Genomic DNA, 15,141 nt, shown 5'->3' with positions numbered 1-15,141 from the left:
TTGCAGACCGGGTCGGCCGGGTAGCACCCAGGGCCGTCGCCGGCCCGGTCCCGCCGAGACCGGGCCGGCCCGGTCGTGTCCGCTCAACCCGCCAGCACCTCGGCCGCCGCCCGCTCACCAGCCCGCACCGCGCCCTCCAGGTAGCCGGTCCAGCGGGTCGCCGTCTCGGTGCCCGCCCAGTGCACCCGCCCCACCGGCGCCCGCAGGCGCGGGCCGTACGTCTGCCAGGTGCCCGGGGTGAGCGCGCCGCAGAAGCAGCCCCGGGTCCACTCGTCGGCCGACCAGTCGTACTCGACGAGGTCCACCGGGTTTCCGGCTGCCGGCCCGACAACTGTGGCGAACGCGTCCAGCAGGCATCGTCGACGCCGCTCGGGCGACATCTCCCGCAGCGCGGCGGCATCCGCGGCGTAGCTGAACCCGGTCAGCACCCCGAGCGGCGAGGTCGGGGTGGAGTTGTCGACCGTCTCGGTGAGCGGACCGGCGCTGCTGGTGGACACGCCGGACAGCCCGTCGGCACGCCAGAACGGCTCCCGGTAGACGGCGTGCACCTTCAACGCCGAACCCATCGGCATCCGCTGGGTGAGCCCGTCGCGCAGCGCGGGCAGCGGCGGGTCGTACCGGATCCGGCCGGCCAGTGCCGGGGCCAGCGCGACCACCACGGCGTCGCCGGCGACGCGCCCGGTGTCGGTACACGCCGTCACACCGTCGACGGTCTGCTCGATCGCCCGCACCGGCGTGGCAAGCGTCAGCGTTCCCGGGGGCAGGGCGGCGGCCATCCGTTCGGCGAGTGCCGGCGGCCCGCCCACGATCCGGTCCTGCTGCGCGCCGCCGGCCATCCCCAACAACGGACCGGTCCCACCGGCGCTGCGCAGGTAGAACAGCAGGTGCAACAGGGACAGCTCGTCCGCGCCGGTGGCCAGCAGCCCGCCGGCGAGCAGCCGCCCCAGGTAGTCGGCGATGTCGTCGTCCCCGGCCGTCGCGCGCAGCCATTCGCCGAGGATCGTCCGGTCCCACCGTGCGGCCTCCGGCGTCTCCCAGGGCGCGGCCGGGTCCAGGCGAGCGGCGTACTCGTCGAGCAGGCCGAGCACCCGACCGACCTGCGCCGGCGGCGCGGCCCGGCGCTGGCCGGCCCAGAGCAGGGTGGGCGCGCCGTCCGCAGCCGACGCGAAGGTGGCCAGCCCGTGCTCGGCGACCAGCGCGTACATCCGGTCCTGGGTCGGGCCGATCCACTGCGCGCCCAGGTCGAGTTGCGTGACCTCGGGCAGCCACCGGGTCAGCGCTCGCCCGCCCACCCGGTCGCGGGCCTCCAACACCCGCACCCGGGCGCCGGCGCGGCTCAGCGCCAGCGCGGCGGCGAGCCCGGAGAAGCCGGCGCCGACCACGACCACCCGGATGCCAACGGTCACGCCGGGACGCTTACCCACAACCGGCGCAGCCATGACTACCGGCTCCGGTCGCGGCACCGGCGGACCGTCCCCCTGTCCTTCATCCTTTGCTCTGCACCCGCCGACGCGCCACCCGTGCCTGCGCACCCGTCGCATCCGCGGGTGCAGAGCAAAGGACGCCAGCACCGGGCCGGACCGGACGCCGAGAATTTTCCGGCGGCCTGTCGATCCGGGCGGCGGCCGATCGTGTGGAGGATGAGAGGTCGGCGACGGGCCGGCCCTCGCGAGGAGGAACCATGACGCTGTACCTGCTCAGCCTTCACCAGCCGCAGGGTGAGCTGCCGCCGGACCCGGAGTTCCTGGCCGGGGTGATGCGCCAGCTCGGTGAGTTTCGTGAGGAGTTGGCCTCCACCGGGTCGTGGGTCTTCGGGCAGGGCCTGCACGGCCCGGAGACCGCCACCGTGCTGCGCGCCCGCGACGGCGACGTCCTGGTCACCGACGGCCCGTTCGTGGAGGGCAAGGAGCATCTGGGCGGCATCACGATCATCGACGTGCCGGACCTGGACGCCGCCCTGCACTGGGGTCGCCGCTACGCGCTGGCCACCACCCTGCCGATCGAGGTGCGCCCCTTCCAGGGCGGGGCCGGCGACTGATCGTGCCCGACGTGGAGGCGGTGTTCCGCGCGGAGTACGGCCGCGCGGTCGCCGTCCTGGTGCGCCTCCTCGGCGACATCGAACTCGCCGAGGAGGCGGTCCAGGAGGCGTTCGCCGTCGCGGTGGCGCGCTGGCCGACGACCGGCCCGCCGCCCAGTCCGGCCGGCTGGATCATCACCACCGCCCGGAACCGGGCGATCGACCGGCTGCGCCGCGACGCGTCCCGGGTCGACAGGCACTCCCAGGCGGCCCTGTTGTTCGCCGCCGACCGACCCGTCGAGGAGGGACCGGTGCACGACGACCGGCTACGGCTGATCTTCACCTGCTGCCATCCGGCGCTCGCCCCGAGCACCCGGGTCGCCCTCACCCTGCGGCTGCTCGGTGGCCTGAGCACCGCCGAGATCGCCCGGGCCTTCCTGGTGCCGGAGCCGACCATGGCGCAGCGGCTGGTCCGGGCCAAGTCGAAGATCCGCAACGCGCGGATCCCGTACCGCGTGCCGCGCGACGCCGACCTGCCCGACCGGCTGCACGCGGTGCTCGCGGTGCTCTACCTGATCTTCAACGAGGGGTACACGGCCAGCGCCGGACGACATCTGGTCCGCGCCGAGCTGTGCGTCGAGGCGATCCGGCTGACCCGGCTGCTGGTCGAGCTGATGCCGGACGAGCCGGAGGCGCTCGGTCTGCTCGCGTTGCTGCTGCTCACCGAGTCGCGCCGCGACGCGCGGACCACCGCCGAGGGTGAGCTGGTGGCGTTGCCGAGCCAGGACCGGGCCCGGTGGGACGCCCGGCTGATCGCCGAGGGCCAGGCGCTGGTGCGCCGCTGCCTGCGCCGCGACCGGCCCGGCCCGTACCAGATCCAGGCCGCGATCGCCGCCGTGCACAGCGCCGCGCGGCGCGCCGCCGACACCGACTGGGCGCAGATCCTTGCGCTGTACGACCAGCTGACGGTGGTCGCCCCCAGCCCGGTGGTGGCGCTGAACCGGGCCGTCGCGCTCGCCGAGCTGTCCGGACCGGCGGTCGCGCTGACCGAGGTGGACCGCCTCGACCTGGTTGGCTACCACGTCTACCACGTGGTCCGCGCCGATCTGCTGGCCCGGCTCGGCCGGGGCGGGGAGGCCGTCGAGGCGTACCGGATGGCTGTCGCCCGGACTGACAACGCGGCCGAGCGGGCCTTTCTCACCGCACGCGCGGCGGCCCTGGCAATGCCCTGAGGGCGTGTTTGTCACCGGGGTAGCCCGGGAAACCGAGGCGCCGGCCGCAGCAGTGGGGGAGGCGCCATGGCGTACCGTTCGGCGACCGCCGGCATCGTGCCCGACCTGTCCACCCTCACCCTCGGCGTCGAGGAGGAGTTCCTGCTGCTCGACCCGGCCAGCGGGCGCAACCTGCCGGTGGCCGACCAGGTGCTGGCCGCGCTGCGCGGTCCCGCCCGGGACCAGAGCCGCCAGGAGTTCCGGCACAGCATGGTGGAGATGGTCACCCCGGTCTGCGCCGACCTCGGCGAGCTGCGCGCGCACCTGGTGGCGCTGCGTCGCTGGGCCGCCGAGGCCGCCACGGCGGCCGGGGCCCGGCTCGTGGCGATCGGCGCCACCCCGGTGGCCGAGCCGCACCGGACGGTCCCCGACGAGCCGCGCTACCACGCGATGTCGCGCCGGTACGGCCCGGTGGCGCACGACCCGGCGGTGTGCGGCTGCCACATCCACGTCGGGCTCTCCGACCGGGAACTGGCCGTGCAGGTCTGCAACCACCTACGGGTCTGGCTGCCGGTGGTGCAGGCGATCACCACCAACTCGCCGCTACAGGACGGGCGCGACACCGGTCACGCCAGCTGGCGGTCGATGCAGCTGGAACGGTGGCCCAGCATCGGCCCGACGCCGTACTTCGACTCCGCGACCGACTACGACCGGACCGTGGACGAGCTGATCGCCGCCGGCGTCATGCTGGACGCGGCGATGGTCTACTGGTACGCCCGACCGTCGTCGGCCTACCCGACCGTGGAGATCCGGGTGGGCGACGTCTGCCCGGACGTGGACGACGCGGTGCTTGTCGCCGCGCTGGTCCGGTCGCTCGTCGCCACCCTCGCCGACGACGTCCGCGCCGGGGTGACCGCGCCGCCCGTCCGCGACTGTCTGGTGGCCGCCGCGCACTGGCGGGCCGCCCACGACGGTCTCGACGGCGAGCTGATCGACCTTCGTGCCGGGGGCACCCGGCCGGCCTGGGCGCTCGTCGACGAGCTGATGGCGGTGATCGCTCCGGCCCTGCTGCGCCACGGCGACCTGGGGTACGTGTTGGCACAACTGGCCCGGGTACGCCGCGACGGCACCGGGGCCACCCGGCAGCGCCGGGTGCTGGAGCGTACCGGTGACGTTCGCGCCGTCCTCGACGACCTGGCCGCCCGCACGACGGCCGGGTGACCGGCGGCGCTCAGCGGATGTCGTGGGTCTGTAACCACAGCTCCAGCAGGCCGAGCTGCCACAGCTTGTTGCTGCCGGCCGCCGCCTCGGCCCGGTCCGGGTCGGCGAGCAGGCGTGCCACGTACTCCGGGCGGAACAGCCCTCGCTCGCGCGCTGCCGGCGCCTGCAACGCCTCGGCGACCATCTCGCGCACCGGGCCGTCCACCCTGCGCAGCGCGGGCACCGGGAAGTAGCCCTTGGGACGGTCGATCACCTCGGCGGGCAGTACCTCCCGGGCGACCTCCTTGAGCACGCCCTTGCCGCCCTGGGCGACCTTGTGCCGCGGGGGACAGTGCGCCGCCAGGGTGACCAGGTCCTGGTCGAGGAACGGCGTCCGCACCTCCAGGCCCCACGCCATGCTCATGCTGTCCACCCGCTTGACCGGGTCGTCCGGCAGCATCAGGTGGGTGTCCAGGCGCAGCACCGCGTCCAGCGCGGTCTGTGCCCCGGGCGCGGCGAGGTGCGCGGTGAGCAGGTCCCGGCTGGCGTCGTGCTCCAGCGCGTACGCCGGGCCGACGATGGCGCGCAACTCGTCGTGGTCGCGGTCGAAGAACGCGGCGGCGAACGTCTCGGCGGCGCTGTGCCGGGACGCCTCGGTGAGCGGCTGGTGATAGCCGTAGCCGGCGAACACCTCGTCCGCGCCCTGCCCGGACTGTGCCACCTTGACATGCCGCGCCACCTGCTCGGAAAGGAGATGGAACGCGACCACGTCGTGGCTGCCCATCGGCTCGGTCATCGCCAGCACGGCACGCCGGACCGCGGGCACCAGGTCGTCGTCGGCCAGCCGGATCCGGTGGTGGTCGGTGTCGTACGCGCGGGCCACCAGGTCGGAGTAGTGGAACTCGTCGCCGGACTCGCCGTCGCGGCTGTCGAAGCCGATGCTGAACGTACGCAGGTGCTGTTGACCGGCCTCGGCGAGCAGCGCCACGATGAGGCTGGAGTCCAGTCCACCGGAGAGCAGCACCCCGACCGGCACGTCGGCGACCAGCCGTCGGCGTACCGCCGTGCGCAGCGCGTCCCCGACGGCGGCCCGCCAGTCGGCGGCGTCCATTCCCGCGTCGGCGGGCTTCCGCACGTAGTCGGGCCGCCAGTACACCTCCTCACGGCTGCGCCCGTCCGCCTCGATCACCCGCAGGGTGGCCGGCGGCAGCTTGCGCACCCCGCGCAGCACGGTCCGCGGCGCGGGAACGATGGAGTGCCAGGACAGGTAGTGGTGCAGCGCCACCGGGTCGATGCCGGTGTCGACGTCGCCGGCCCGCAACAGCGCGGGCAGGGTGGAGGCGAACCGCAGCCGCCCGGGGGTCTCGGCGAGGTAGAGCGGTTTGATGCCGAGCCGGTCGCGGGCCAGGACCAGCCGCCGCCGCGCCCGGTCGACAAGCCCGATCGCGAACATGCCGACCAGGTGGTCGACGAAGCGTTCACCCCAGTGCGCGTACGCGACCAGGACCACCTCGGTGTCGCTCGTGGAGTGGAATCCGTAGCCGGCGTTCTGCAACTCCTCGCGCAGCTCCGGGTAGTTGTAGACGCAGCCGTTGAAGACCAGGGCCAGGCCCAGGTCGTCGCGGACCATCGGTTGCCCGCCCGCATCGGACAGGTCGATGATTGTCAGTCGGCGGTGCCCGAGGGTCACCCAGCCCTCGGCGCACAGGCCCTCGTCGTCCGGGCCGCGCGAGCGCATCGCCTCGGTCATCCGGGTCACCGCCGCCGCGTCGGGCGACCGACCGTCGAAGCGCGCCTCCCCGCTGATCCCGCACATCAGCCGGGGCGGTTGTTCGGGTGTGGCACCAGCGGCACGAGCGTCCTCCTGTCACCTCGCCCCGGCCGGTGACGGCCGGTCCCTCCGGCGGGGGCCGCTGGCTACCCGTGCGCGAGGTGGGCAAACCCGCTGCGTGTGCGGGGCGGGCGGACCGCCGTCGGTCAGGCGCGCAGGGTCCGCAGGATGCGGGCCAACTCGGCGCGGTCGGTGTCGTTGAGGTGGCCGAAGAAGCGGTCCGCCTCGGCCCGCCGGGCGGTCCGGATGGCGGCGCCGAGGCGCTTGCCCTCCTCGGTGAGCGCGACAAGTGTCGCCCGCCGGTCGGCCGGGTCCGGTCGGCGTTCGACGAGCCCACGGGTCTGCAGGTCGTCGACGACCTCGGTGGCCGAGCGGGCCGCGATGCGCAGGTGCTCGGCGAGCGTGCCGGGACGTACCTCACCGTGGCGGCCCAGGACACCGAGGGCCCGGGACTGGCTGGGCGTGATGTCCCAGGGGGTCAGCGACTCCTTGGTCTGTCGGCGCAAACGGGACGCCACGGCCCAGAACGTCTCGGCCAGGCTGTCGTCGTCGCCGGTCCCGGTGGTGTCCTCGGTCACCGGAATACCGTAACAGCAAATGCGGTTGCTCCCTCATGTTGAGGTAACCTCAGCATATTCGACGGAAAGGCAGTCCCCCTTGGAACCCACCCCGAAGGGCCGCGACCGCGGCCACCGCACCCTCAGCGCCGAAGAGAAGGCGCAGGCCCGCCAGGTGTCACTGCGCCGCATCGGCCGCCTGTTCACCCCCCACCGGCCCGCGCTGGCCGTGGTCACCGCGATCATCGTGCTCTCCTCGATCATCGCGATGGCGACTCCCTTCCTCCTGCGTACCGTGATCGACCGCGCCCTGCCGCAGGGCGACGTGACCCTGCTGGTCTGGCTGGTCCTCGGCATGGTCGCCGTCGCGGCCGTGACCTCCGCCCTCGGCGTTGTGCAGACCTGGATCTCCACCCAGGTCGGGCAGCGGGTCATGCACCGGCTGCGCACCGACGTCTTCAGCCACCTCCAGCGCCAGTCGCTGGGCTTCTTCACCCGCACCCGCACCGGCGAGGTGCAGTCCCGGATCACCAACGACATCGGCGGCATGCAGTCGGTGGTCACCTCGACCGCCACCGCCGTCGCCGCCAACCTCACCACTGTCGTCGCCACCGCCGTGGCCATGGTCGCGCTCTCCTGGCAGCTCTCCCTCGTCTCGCTCGTGGTGCTGCCGCCGGCGATCTGGCTGACCCGCCGGGTCGCCCGGATGCGCCGGGAGATCACCGCCCAGCGGCAACGCGAACTCGCCGACCTCAACGTCACCGTCGAGGAAGGCCTGTCGATCAGCGGCGTGCAACTCGCCAAGACCCTCGGCACCGGCCCCGCGCTGATCGACAGGTTCACCGCCTCCTCGGAACGACTCGTCGACCTGGAACTGCGCAGCGAACTGGCCGGCCGCTGGCGGATGGCTTCGATGAGCATCATCTTCGCCGCCGTACCCGCGGTCATCTACCTCGCCGCCGGGCTGCCCGGCACCGCCGGCACGCTGAGCATCGGCACCCTCGTCGCGTTCACCGCGCTGCAGGGCGGCCTGTTCCGGCCACTGATGGGCCTGCTCAACGTGGGCGTCTCGCTCACCGCGTCGCTGGCGCTCTTCGCCCGGATCTTCGAGTACCTCGACCTGCCGGTCGACGTGGCCGACCCCGCCGAGCCGGTCCACCTCGACCCCACAGGCGTACGCGGACACCTGCGCCTGGAGGAGGTCACCTTCGGCTACCCGGGCAGCGACACCGCAGCCCTCGCCGGGATCACCCTCGACGTGCCCGCCGGCACCAGCCTCGCCCTGGTCGGCGAGACCGGCTCCGGCAAGAGCACCCTGGCCGGCCTGGTCAGCCGCCTGCACGACCCGACCGCCGGCCGGCTCACCGTCGACGGCGTCGACCTGCGCGACCTGCGCCTCGCCGACCTGGCCGCGATCGTCGGCGTGGTCAGCCAGGAGACGTACCTCCTGCACACCACCGTCCGGGAGAACCTGCGCTACGCCCGGCCGGAGGCCACCGACACCGAGATCGAGGACGCCGCCCGCGCCGCCCAGATCCACGACCTGATCACCGGGCTGCCCGACGGGTACGACACCATGGTCGGCTCCCGCGGCCACCGGTTCTCCGGTGGCGAGAAGCAACGCCTCGCCATCGCCCGTACGCTGCTGCGCGACCCGCGCATCCTGGTCCTCGACGAGGCCACGAGCGCGCTGGACACCGAGACCGAACGGGCCGTGCAGCGGGCGTTCGACGTCCTCGCCGAGGGTCGTACCACGATCACCATCGCCCACCGGCTGTCCACGGTGCGTGACGCCGACCAGATCGCGGTGCTCGACCACGGCCGGATCGTCGAGGCCGGCACCCACGACAGTCTGCTGGACCGCAACGGTCGCTACGCCGCCCTGGCGGCCTGAGCCGAACCGGCTCCGGCTCCGGCTCCGGGGTTGGGGTTGCGCGAAAGCGGCATATAGCATGATTAGGGCGTGAACGCCCAGAGGGGTACGTCGCCACTGACCCGTCAGCCGGGCCGGTTGGTGAGCTTCAGCGATGGAGTCTTCGCCATCGCCGTGACGCTGCTCGTGCTGGAGATCCAACCGCCACCGGACTTCGGGCACCTGCTACGGGGCCTCGGGGCGCTCTGGCCGTCGTACCTGGCCTACACGCTGAGCTTCCTGCTCATCGGGCAGGTGTGGGTCAACCACCACGTCATGTTCGACTACGTCCGACACGTCGACCGGGGAATCCTGTTCCTCAACACTCTGCTCCTGATGGTCATCGCGTTCCTGCCGTTCTCCACGTCGCTCCTCGCCGGCGCGCTCCGCGCGGAGCAGGGACTGCGGACCGCGATCCTCGTCTACGGCAGCACACTGTGGATGGCCGCGGCCCTGTTCAACATCATCTGGTCCTATCTCCGCCGCGCGAAGCTGCTGGCCCCCTCCCTCGGGGCCTTCGGCGTCCGGGCGATCGGCCGCCGATTCGCGCTCGCGCTGCTCTGGATCGGCTCCGGCATCCTGGTCGGCGCGTTCGTGCCGATCGCGGGCGTCGCCATCATCGCCGGCTTCCTCCCCGCCTACTACCTACCCATCCGCGGCGAGTACGGCGAGACCAACCAGGCGGCGCGATGACCCGCCGTGGCAGGGGCCATCCCCCTGATCGTTGGCAGGTGAGCAACTCGACACGCCGGTGTCCGCCCTGCTGAGCTGCCAACGATCGGTGCGGCTAGCAGAAGTCGAACTGGGTGGGGCGTTGTCCACAGACGGTTGCGTTTCCACAGGGCAGCTGCGGGTGTGGTTGCCGAAGGTCGAGGTGGGGCCGCACGGTCGTCGCGTGCAGGTGGCGCTTCAGGTGATGGTTCGGCTCGGCGGAGGGCTCGTGACGCTCAGAGCCCTGCGGCAGGTGGTGCCGCAGTGGACGGTGCGGCAGGCTTGTCGTAGCGGCGAGCTGGTACGCGTACTGCCCGAGGTCTTCGCGGCAGCGGACCTGCTCGACGATCGGCCCGGCGCCCCCGCCCTCAGTCGGCTCGGCCCTGCCCTGAGTCAACGGGCGGCTCTCGCCTGGGCAGACGGCTGCGGCGCGCTCAGTCACCTCAGCGCGCTCGATCTCTGGGGGTTGCGCCCGTCGGCGCCCGGTGAGCCGGTGCACCTCAGCAAACCGGCGAGCGCCAGCCTGCGCACTCGACCCGGACTTGTCGTACATCGACGCCTCGGCCTGAGCATGGGACCACCGCACGTCGTCGTCCGGCGGGACCTGCCGGTTACGCGCATCGAGCAGGCACTCGTCGACTCCTGGCCGATTCTGCCACCTGCCGAGCGGCGGGCGCCGGTGATCCGAGCGGTGAACGACTGGCTGACCACACCCGGACGGCTGACAGCGGCCCTGGACACCGTGCCGAAGCTCGCCGACCGGGCGGTGCTCCGAACGTTGCTGGCCAAGCTCGCCGACGGCTGCCGCAGCCCGCTGGAGATCTGGGGACATGAGCACGTCTTCACCGGCCCCGGCATGCCGGCGTTCCGCCGACAGGTGCCGATGAGCGTCGGGCGAACGATCTACCTCGACATGTTTGCCGAGCGGGAGCGGGTCAACCTCGAACTCGACGGTGCGACCACCCACGGCGACCCGCGTCAGCGGGAGATCGACCTGCGCCGGGACGCGCTGCTCGCGACCATCGGAATCGTGGTGGTCCGGTTCGCCCACCGTCGTCTGGTACACGAGATCGACGAGGTACGCCGGGAAACCCTCGCCATCCTGGCGATCCGCAGGGATGTGAAGCGCTAGCGGGGATCACGGCTGGACGTCCCGCCATGCCAGACGCCGGTACACGACCGATTTCCTGACAGTGCCCGCTGTTCCAACGGCGTACCGTCCGGGTCAAACAAGGGGAGGAGTCGGATGAGTCTTCTGCGGCAGGCAGAGCAGTCGCCGGACACCGAGCGGATGTTCGAGACCGACACGAAGGCGATGGGCTACCTGCCCAACTACACCAGGTTGTTTGCGCACAGCCCGGCGGCGTACCTGGCATGGCAGCAGCTCAACGGTGCGGTGAAGGCCGAGATGGAGCTGCGCCGCTATGAGTTGGTGACCCTCGCCGCAGCCCGGGCCCTGAAATCCTCCTACTGCGGCCTGGCACACGGAAAGGTCCTCCGCGACAGGTTCTTCGACGCGCCGACCGTCGCCGCCATCGCCTCGGATCACGGCAGCGCCGGTCTCTCCGCGCAGGAGGTCGCAGTCGTCAACTTCGCCGGAAAGGTCGCGGCAGATGCGAACTCCGTCACCGAGGCCGACGTCGTGGGTCTGCGCGGTCACGGTCTCGACGACACGGACATCTTCCGCGTGATCCTCGCCGTTGGCGCCAGATGCTTCTTCAGCACTGTCCTGAGCGCTGCCGGGGCTGAGCCCGATCCGCAGTACGAGGACAGCCTGGACGTGGATCTGCGGCAGGCGCTGAGCTTCGGCGGTTGAATGCCCGTGCCGAACAGTGAGCCGCTCGGACTGCAGCGGCAACTGAGTTGAACCATGACGGCGCCGCCCCACCCAACCTCCCGATTCCACCGGTACGCCAGATGACCAATGAGGAGTTGGCGGACCTGGCCGCGAGCGGGGCCGCGTACCGGGGCAAGGCGGTGTTCGAGTTGGTCGACCGAGCACCCTCCGACGACGATGCCGCCAACCGGCTCGATCAGCTGAGTCGGCCGCCGGTTCTGCGCGAAGACCGCGCATTTCACCTGGTGTCCCTCGCCTGGGCGGCGATCATCGGCCTACTGGCCGCGGAGACGGCGCACGCACGGGCGAAGGCGTACGCCGCGTTCGAGGCCCTCGATCAAACCGATCAGACGGAGTTCCTCGCGTACGTACGGGCCGAGCGAATCGAGGAAGCGCATCTCCACATGTGACCGCCGCACTTTCGAGTCGAAGCGGTCAGGTGACGCCGGTGCGGGCGGTGCAGCTCCGCAGCCCGGGTAAAGCACCATTGCCACTCCCGCGAAGCCACTGTCGGGCCCAACCCGCCGACGCTTGCAGCCGAGCAAGGATCTGAATTGCCGGCATATCACTGCGTACACCGCTCCGGTAGACGGTTCGGACGCCGTGCCACCTGTCCTGACGGCTCCGTAGCACAGTCGATGTCGCTTCGGACGGTTGTCCACAGGTGCCTCCGCTGTCCACAGGAGCCCTCACCGGAACAGTGCTCCGAGGCAGGGTGGGCGGGTGGACCCGAGGCTGCATGCTCTGCTCGTACGCCATGACGGCGTGGTCACCCGACGGGACGTGCTGCAAGTGGCGCCGGCCTGGACGATTCAGACTGCTTGGCGTGCGGGTCGGCTAATTCCGGTGCTGCCCGGGACCTACGTTGACGCCGCACTGGTCCGCAACCTGGACGCCGACCTGCCGGTGCTGGCCCGTGTCGAGCCCGAGCTGGCACGCCGGGCGGCTCTGGCATATGGCGGTGGGCGGGCGGCGCTCAGTCGCCTCACCGCCCTCGACGTGTGGGGCCTCCGCCGCCAGCCCCCCGGAGAGTCGGTTCATCTCGACCTGCCCACAGGGTCAGGGTTGCGGAACCGACCACACCTGGCGGTACGCCACCGCGCCAACTTCGCGATCGCGCCGCCGCAGGTGGTGACACGTTCGGGAGCGCCGGTCACCCGGCTGGACCGGACTCTGCTGGACTGTTGGCCGCTGCTCCAACCGGTCGACCGACCTGGTCCGCTCATCCGTGCGGTCAATGACCGGCTGACCACCGCGCAGCGCCTCGTCGCCGCTCTCGGCGAGGTGCCGAGGATCGACGACCGCCTGGCGTTGCGGCGTCTGCTCGACCGGCTTGCCGCTGGTTGCCGCAGCCCGCTGGAGATCTGGGGCCACGACCACGTCTTCACCGGGTCGGGTATGCCGACGTTCAGCCGGCAGGCACGGGTGCTGGTCGGGGCCCGGACCATCTATCTCGACATGTTCGCCGAGGCGGAGCGGGTCGACATCGAGCTGGACGGCTCTACCAGCCATGGCGATCCGGCCGAGCGGGAGATCGACCTTCGCCGTGACGCCCTCCTGGCGACCATCGGGATCCTCGTCGTCCGGTTCACGCATCGACGGCTCATCGCAGATCCGGTCCAGGTACGCCGGGAAACCGTGGCCATCCTCGCCACACGCTCCCGTTTCCCATGATCAGGTGATGAAAAGTAGGTCTCAGGGGCGCTCCAGACCTGTTTCTCATCACCTGATCATGAAATGCGGTGGGGTGGGTGTGGGGTGGGTCTGGGTGGGCAGGGCAGCTGGATGGGCGGGAGTCAGGTGGGGGTGGGGCGTTGGTGGGGTGGGGTTGGCGTTGGGGTCAGCGGGGCGCTCGGAGGGTCCGCGTGGTGGTGGAGGAGGTCGGTGATCCATCGTGCGGCTTCCCGTTGGGTGTCGAGCAGGTGGTCGCGGGCGTCGGCGATGTCCTGGTCCTCGCCGTGGGCGCTCAGGATCGTCGTCCACTGGCGGCTCAGTTCCTCGGCGTAGCGGGCCCTGCGTAGCTGCTCGTCGAACTGGTACTCCAACTTCAGCATCCGGTCGACGTGCGGTTGCAGCGCCGGCATGATCCGCTCGTCGAGGCGGACGGCGGCGTCGGGCCGGCAGGTGATGACGACGTCGCCGCGCTGGTAGGTCCACTCCGGATCGTCGGCGAGCGCCTGCTGCAACGCCACCTCCAGGTCACCGGCCCGGTGCGGCGGCAGGTCCCGGGCGGCGTCGGCGGCGAGGCGGGTCAGGCGCTGCACGGCGGTGGGCTGGAAGTACTGCACGTACCAGCTGAGCACCTCGGAGCGGAGGCTCACCGGCGACGACCAGGCGAACGTGGCGCGGATGTGGAACGAGTACACGTAGCCGCGCGCGGGCACCGTGATCAGTCGGGGCGCGTCGCGTTGTTCGACGAGCGGGCCGGATGGCGACGGGTCGGCCGCGGAGCCGACAGGTGCCTCGTCCTGGAGGGCGGCGACCAGTCGATCCCAGGTCCGCGCCCACCACCGCCACCCACGGACACTCACGTCGCGGGCGACGGTCAGCCCGCGGATGCCCCGGTGTCGCCACTGGTCCGCGGGTCTCGGCCTCCCATCGGGGGCGTCCGGCATGGCACCCCTCCACGGTCACGGATCCGCGTCCCACGCTAACAACCGGTGCCCGAATCGCCTGCCGCCACGCCGACACCAACCGGACCTCATACCGGCACGAAACGGACCGCCGCGCTCCGTGCGAGGAGAGAGTTCACCGGGCATTGTGGAGCCGTTGGGGTGGCGAGGGGTGTCGCCGTCGGCCGGCAGCGGTGAGACTGGGTCCGATCCGACAGTTACGTCGATCGATGAAATTGACGATCTGGAGGCAGCCTGTGTCCACCCCCGTGTCCCCGCTCGGCGCGATTCGCCGGCGTACCACCACCCTCGCCCTGCTCCTCGCCATTGTCGCGGCCGCGCTTGTCGGCCCGTCCGTGGTCTCCCCCCGGTTGACCGACTCTGCCTCGGCGGCGGTCTACAGCTCCTGCACCATGAGTCGCTGCGCGGACGCCCGCACCGCCCGCTCGGGCTGGTCGGCCAAGGGGTTCCCGACCAGTCGCGGCTGGTACTCCTGGAGCGGTGGGAAGTCCAATTTCGCCGGCGGGCAGTTCTACAACTACGAGGGTCAACTGCCCACCAACGCCACCTACCACGAGTACGACGTCTACCCGCGTACCCAGGGTGCCGCGCGGGACGCGTACCGGATCGTGGTGAACCGCAGCACCGGGGTCACCTGGTTCTCACCCAACCACTACACCGACTTCTACCGGCTCTGACCAACCTGGGGACGTGATGGTCGACGAGGGCGCGGACCGCATGCCCGACTGGCTGGTCATCCGCCGCGACGGTGCCCCCGACGTGCCCGGCGCGGTGGTACTGCCCGGGGCGGCGAGTCGGACCAGGGCCGGCCTGGTCGTCGCGCTCGCCGCCGCGCTGGCCCTGCCGGCGTACCTGGGGAACACCTGGGATGCCCTCTCCGACGTGCTCCGGGACCGGCTCGACACCGGTCCGCTCACCGTGCTCGTCACCGACGCCGGGCAGTTGCTCGTCGACGAGCCGACCGATCAGTACGCTCTGCTGCTCACCGTGCTCGGCAACCTCGCCGCCAGCGCTCCGAATCCCTTCCGCCTCGTCCTGCACGACGCCGCGCCGGCCTGATCGGTGCTCGGGCCGTCCTCGACGCACGCTGCCCGGAATCTCACGGTGGGTGACGGCTACCGCTGGCTGTGCGGGTGCTCAGTTTCCGACAGTCCGGGCGGCGGCCGGCCACGGTGACGGTGGTGGTGACGGTCGGGTGACGGGCACCTGGCGATCATCGTGCCGAGCCGGGC

Annotated in this window: 15 protein-coding genes; 11 read left to right on the top strand and 4 right to left on the bottom strand. The window is 71.7% G+C overall.

The features are described 5' to 3' along the window. Nucleotides 1-83: 83 nt before the first annotated feature. Nucleotides 84-1,406: a flavin monoamine oxidase family protein gene (locus ACGFH8_RS24410; RefSeq protein ID WP_393371007.1), complete on the bottom strand. Its 1,323-nt coding sequence runs from the start codon at nucleotides 1,404-1,406 to the stop codon at nucleotides 84-86. Nucleotides 1,407-1,681: 275 nt separating this feature from the next. Here ACGFH8_RS24410 and ACGFH8_RS24405 point away from each other — a divergent pair, with 275 nt between their 5' ends. The 3 genes from ACGFH8_RS24405 to ACGFH8_RS24395 all read left to right on the top strand — a co-directional run bounded on the left by ACGFH8_RS24405 (nucleotide 1,682) and on the right by ACGFH8_RS24395 (nucleotide 4,449). Then, complete coding sequence (locus tag ACGFH8_RS24405; RefSeq protein ID WP_393371005.1) at nucleotides 1,682-2,038, top strand: YciI family protein; 357 nt, start codon at nucleotides 1,682-1,684, stop codon at nucleotides 2,036-2,038. A 2-nt stretch (nucleotides 2,039-2,040) separates the two neighbouring features. Then, nucleotides 2,041-3,249 carry an RNA polymerase sigma factor gene (locus ACGFH8_RS24400; RefSeq protein WP_393371003.1) on the top strand — a complete coding sequence of 403 codons (1,209 nt, stop codon included), beginning with the start codon at nucleotides 2,041-2,043 and terminating at the stop codon, nucleotides 3,247-3,249. Between the two features lie 66 nt (nucleotides 3,250-3,315). Beyond that, the gene (locus tag ACGFH8_RS24395) at nucleotides 3,316-4,449 is read left to right on the top strand and encodes a glutamate--cysteine ligase (protein ID WP_393371001.1); all 1,134 of its coding nucleotides are present in this window, start codon (nucleotides 3,316-3,318) and stop codon (nucleotides 4,447-4,449) included. 10 nt (nucleotides 4,450-4,459) lie between these two features. Here ACGFH8_RS24395 and ACGFH8_RS24390 read toward each other — a convergent pair whose 3' ends face one another. Continuing rightward, nucleotides 4,460-6,244, bottom strand: coding sequence for an N-acetylglutaminylglutamine amidotransferase (locus tag ACGFH8_RS24390; protein ID WP_393370998.1), 1,785 nt, complete (start codon nucleotides 6,242-6,244; stop codon nucleotides 4,460-4,462). A gap of 161 nt (nucleotides 6,245-6,405) precedes the next feature. Beyond that, nucleotides 6,406-6,837 (bottom strand): MarR family winged helix-turn-helix transcriptional regulator, encoded by a 432-nt coding sequence (locus tag ACGFH8_RS24385; RefSeq protein ID WP_393370996.1) that lies wholly within the window; start codon nucleotides 6,835-6,837, stop codon nucleotides 6,406-6,408. Between the two features lie 79 nt (nucleotides 6,838-6,916). Between ACGFH8_RS24385 and ACGFH8_RS24380 the strand changes: the two genes are divergently transcribed. From ACGFH8_RS24380 to ACGFH8_RS24355, 6 genes are all read left to right on the top strand, one after another. Continuing rightward, the gene (locus ACGFH8_RS24380) at nucleotides 6,917-8,710 is read left to right on the top strand and encodes an ABC transporter ATP-binding protein (protein WP_393370993.1); all 1,794 of its coding nucleotides are present in this window, start codon (nucleotides 6,917-6,919) and stop codon (nucleotides 8,708-8,710) included. A gap of 69 nt (nucleotides 8,711-8,779) precedes the next feature. Next, complete coding sequence (locus ACGFH8_RS24375) at nucleotides 8,780-9,421, top strand: TMEM175 family protein (protein ID WP_393370990.1); 642 nt, start codon at nucleotides 8,780-8,782, stop codon at nucleotides 9,419-9,421. 247 nt (nucleotides 9,422-9,668) lie between these two features. Beyond that, a complete protein-coding gene (locus ACGFH8_RS24370; protein ID WP_393370988.1) occupies nucleotides 9,669-10,571 on the top strand; it encodes an endonuclease domain-containing protein in 903 nt (300 codons plus the stop codon). A gap of 114 nt (nucleotides 10,572-10,685) precedes the next feature. After that, complete coding sequence (locus ACGFH8_RS24365) at nucleotides 10,686-11,255, top strand: carboxymuconolactone decarboxylase family protein (RefSeq protein WP_393370985.1); 570 nt, start codon at nucleotides 10,686-10,688, stop codon at nucleotides 11,253-11,255. Between the two features lie 101 nt (nucleotides 11,256-11,356). After that, on the top strand, nucleotides 11,357-11,686 hold the full coding sequence (locus tag ACGFH8_RS24360) for a hypothetical protein (protein WP_393370982.1): 330 nt from the start codon (nucleotides 11,357-11,359) through the stop codon (nucleotides 11,684-11,686). Between the two features lie 313 nt (nucleotides 11,687-11,999). Continuing rightward, complete coding sequence (locus tag ACGFH8_RS24355; RefSeq protein WP_393370980.1) at nucleotides 12,000-12,950, top strand: DUF559 domain-containing protein; 951 nt, start codon at nucleotides 12,000-12,002, stop codon at nucleotides 12,948-12,950. Between the two features lie 122 nt (nucleotides 12,951-13,072). Here ACGFH8_RS24355 and ACGFH8_RS24350 read toward each other — a convergent pair whose 3' ends face one another. Next, nucleotides 13,073-13,891, bottom strand: a complete 819-nt coding sequence (locus tag ACGFH8_RS24350; RefSeq protein WP_393370977.1) for a hypothetical protein — start codon at nucleotides 13,889-13,891, stop codon at nucleotides 13,073-13,075. 254 nt (nucleotides 13,892-14,145) lie between these two features. On the opposite strand from ACGFH8_RS24350, the gene ACGFH8_RS24345 reads away from it, so the two are divergent. Together ACGFH8_RS24345 and ACGFH8_RS24340 are read left to right on the top strand one after the other, a co-directional pair. After that, nucleotides 14,146-14,586 carry a ribonuclease domain-containing protein gene (locus ACGFH8_RS24345; protein ID WP_393370975.1) on the top strand — a complete coding sequence of 147 codons (441 nt, stop codon included), beginning with the start codon at nucleotides 14,146-14,148 and terminating at the stop codon, nucleotides 14,584-14,586. A gap of 16 nt (nucleotides 14,587-14,602) precedes the next feature. After that, a complete protein-coding gene (locus ACGFH8_RS24340) occupies nucleotides 14,603-14,968 on the top strand; it encodes a barstar family protein (RefSeq protein ID WP_393371762.1) in 366 nt (121 codons plus the stop codon). Nucleotides 14,969-15,141: the final 173 nt, after the last annotated feature.

Origin of the sequence: Micromonospora sp. NPDC049175, assembly GCF_043197345.1 — a bacterium.
In the GTDB taxonomy this organism is placed as follows: domain Bacteria; phylum Actinomycetota; class Actinomycetes; order Mycobacteriales; family Micromonosporaceae; genus Micromonospora.
Note: the sequence above shows the minus strand (reverse complement) of the source record. Positions and strands in the feature narration are given on the sequence as shown.

What these genes read in the sequence shown, in the direction of transcription:
- ACGFH8_RS24405 (WP_393371005.1), top strand. Translation starts at nt 1,682, where the DNA reads ATGACGCTGTACCTGCTCAGCCTTCACCAGCCGCAGGGTGAGCTGCCG.
- ACGFH8_RS24340 (WP_393371762.1), top strand. Translation starts at nt 14,603, where the DNA reads ATGGTCGACGAGGGCGCGGACCGCATGCCCGACTGGCTGGTCATCCGC.
- ACGFH8_RS24360 (WP_393370982.1), top strand. Translation starts at nt 11,357, where the DNA reads ATGACCAATGAGGAGTTGGCGGACCTGGCCGCGAGCGGGGCCGCGTAC.
- ACGFH8_RS24350 (WP_393370977.1), bottom strand. Translation starts at nt 13,891, where the DNA reads ATGCCGGACGCCCCCGATGGGAGGCCGAGACCCGCGGACCAGTGGCGA.
- ACGFH8_RS24365 (WP_393370985.1), top strand. Translation starts at nt 10,686, where the DNA reads ATGAGTCTTCTGCGGCAGGCAGAGCAGTCGCCGGACACCGAGCGGATG.
- ACGFH8_RS24395 (WP_393371001.1), top strand. Translation starts at nt 3,316, where the DNA reads ATGGCGTACCGTTCGGCGACCGCCGGCATCGTGCCCGACCTGTCCACC.
- ACGFH8_RS24390 (WP_393370998.1), bottom strand. Translation starts at nt 6,244, where the DNA reads ATGTGCGGGATCAGCGGGGAGGCGCGCTTCGACGGTCGGTCGCCCGAC.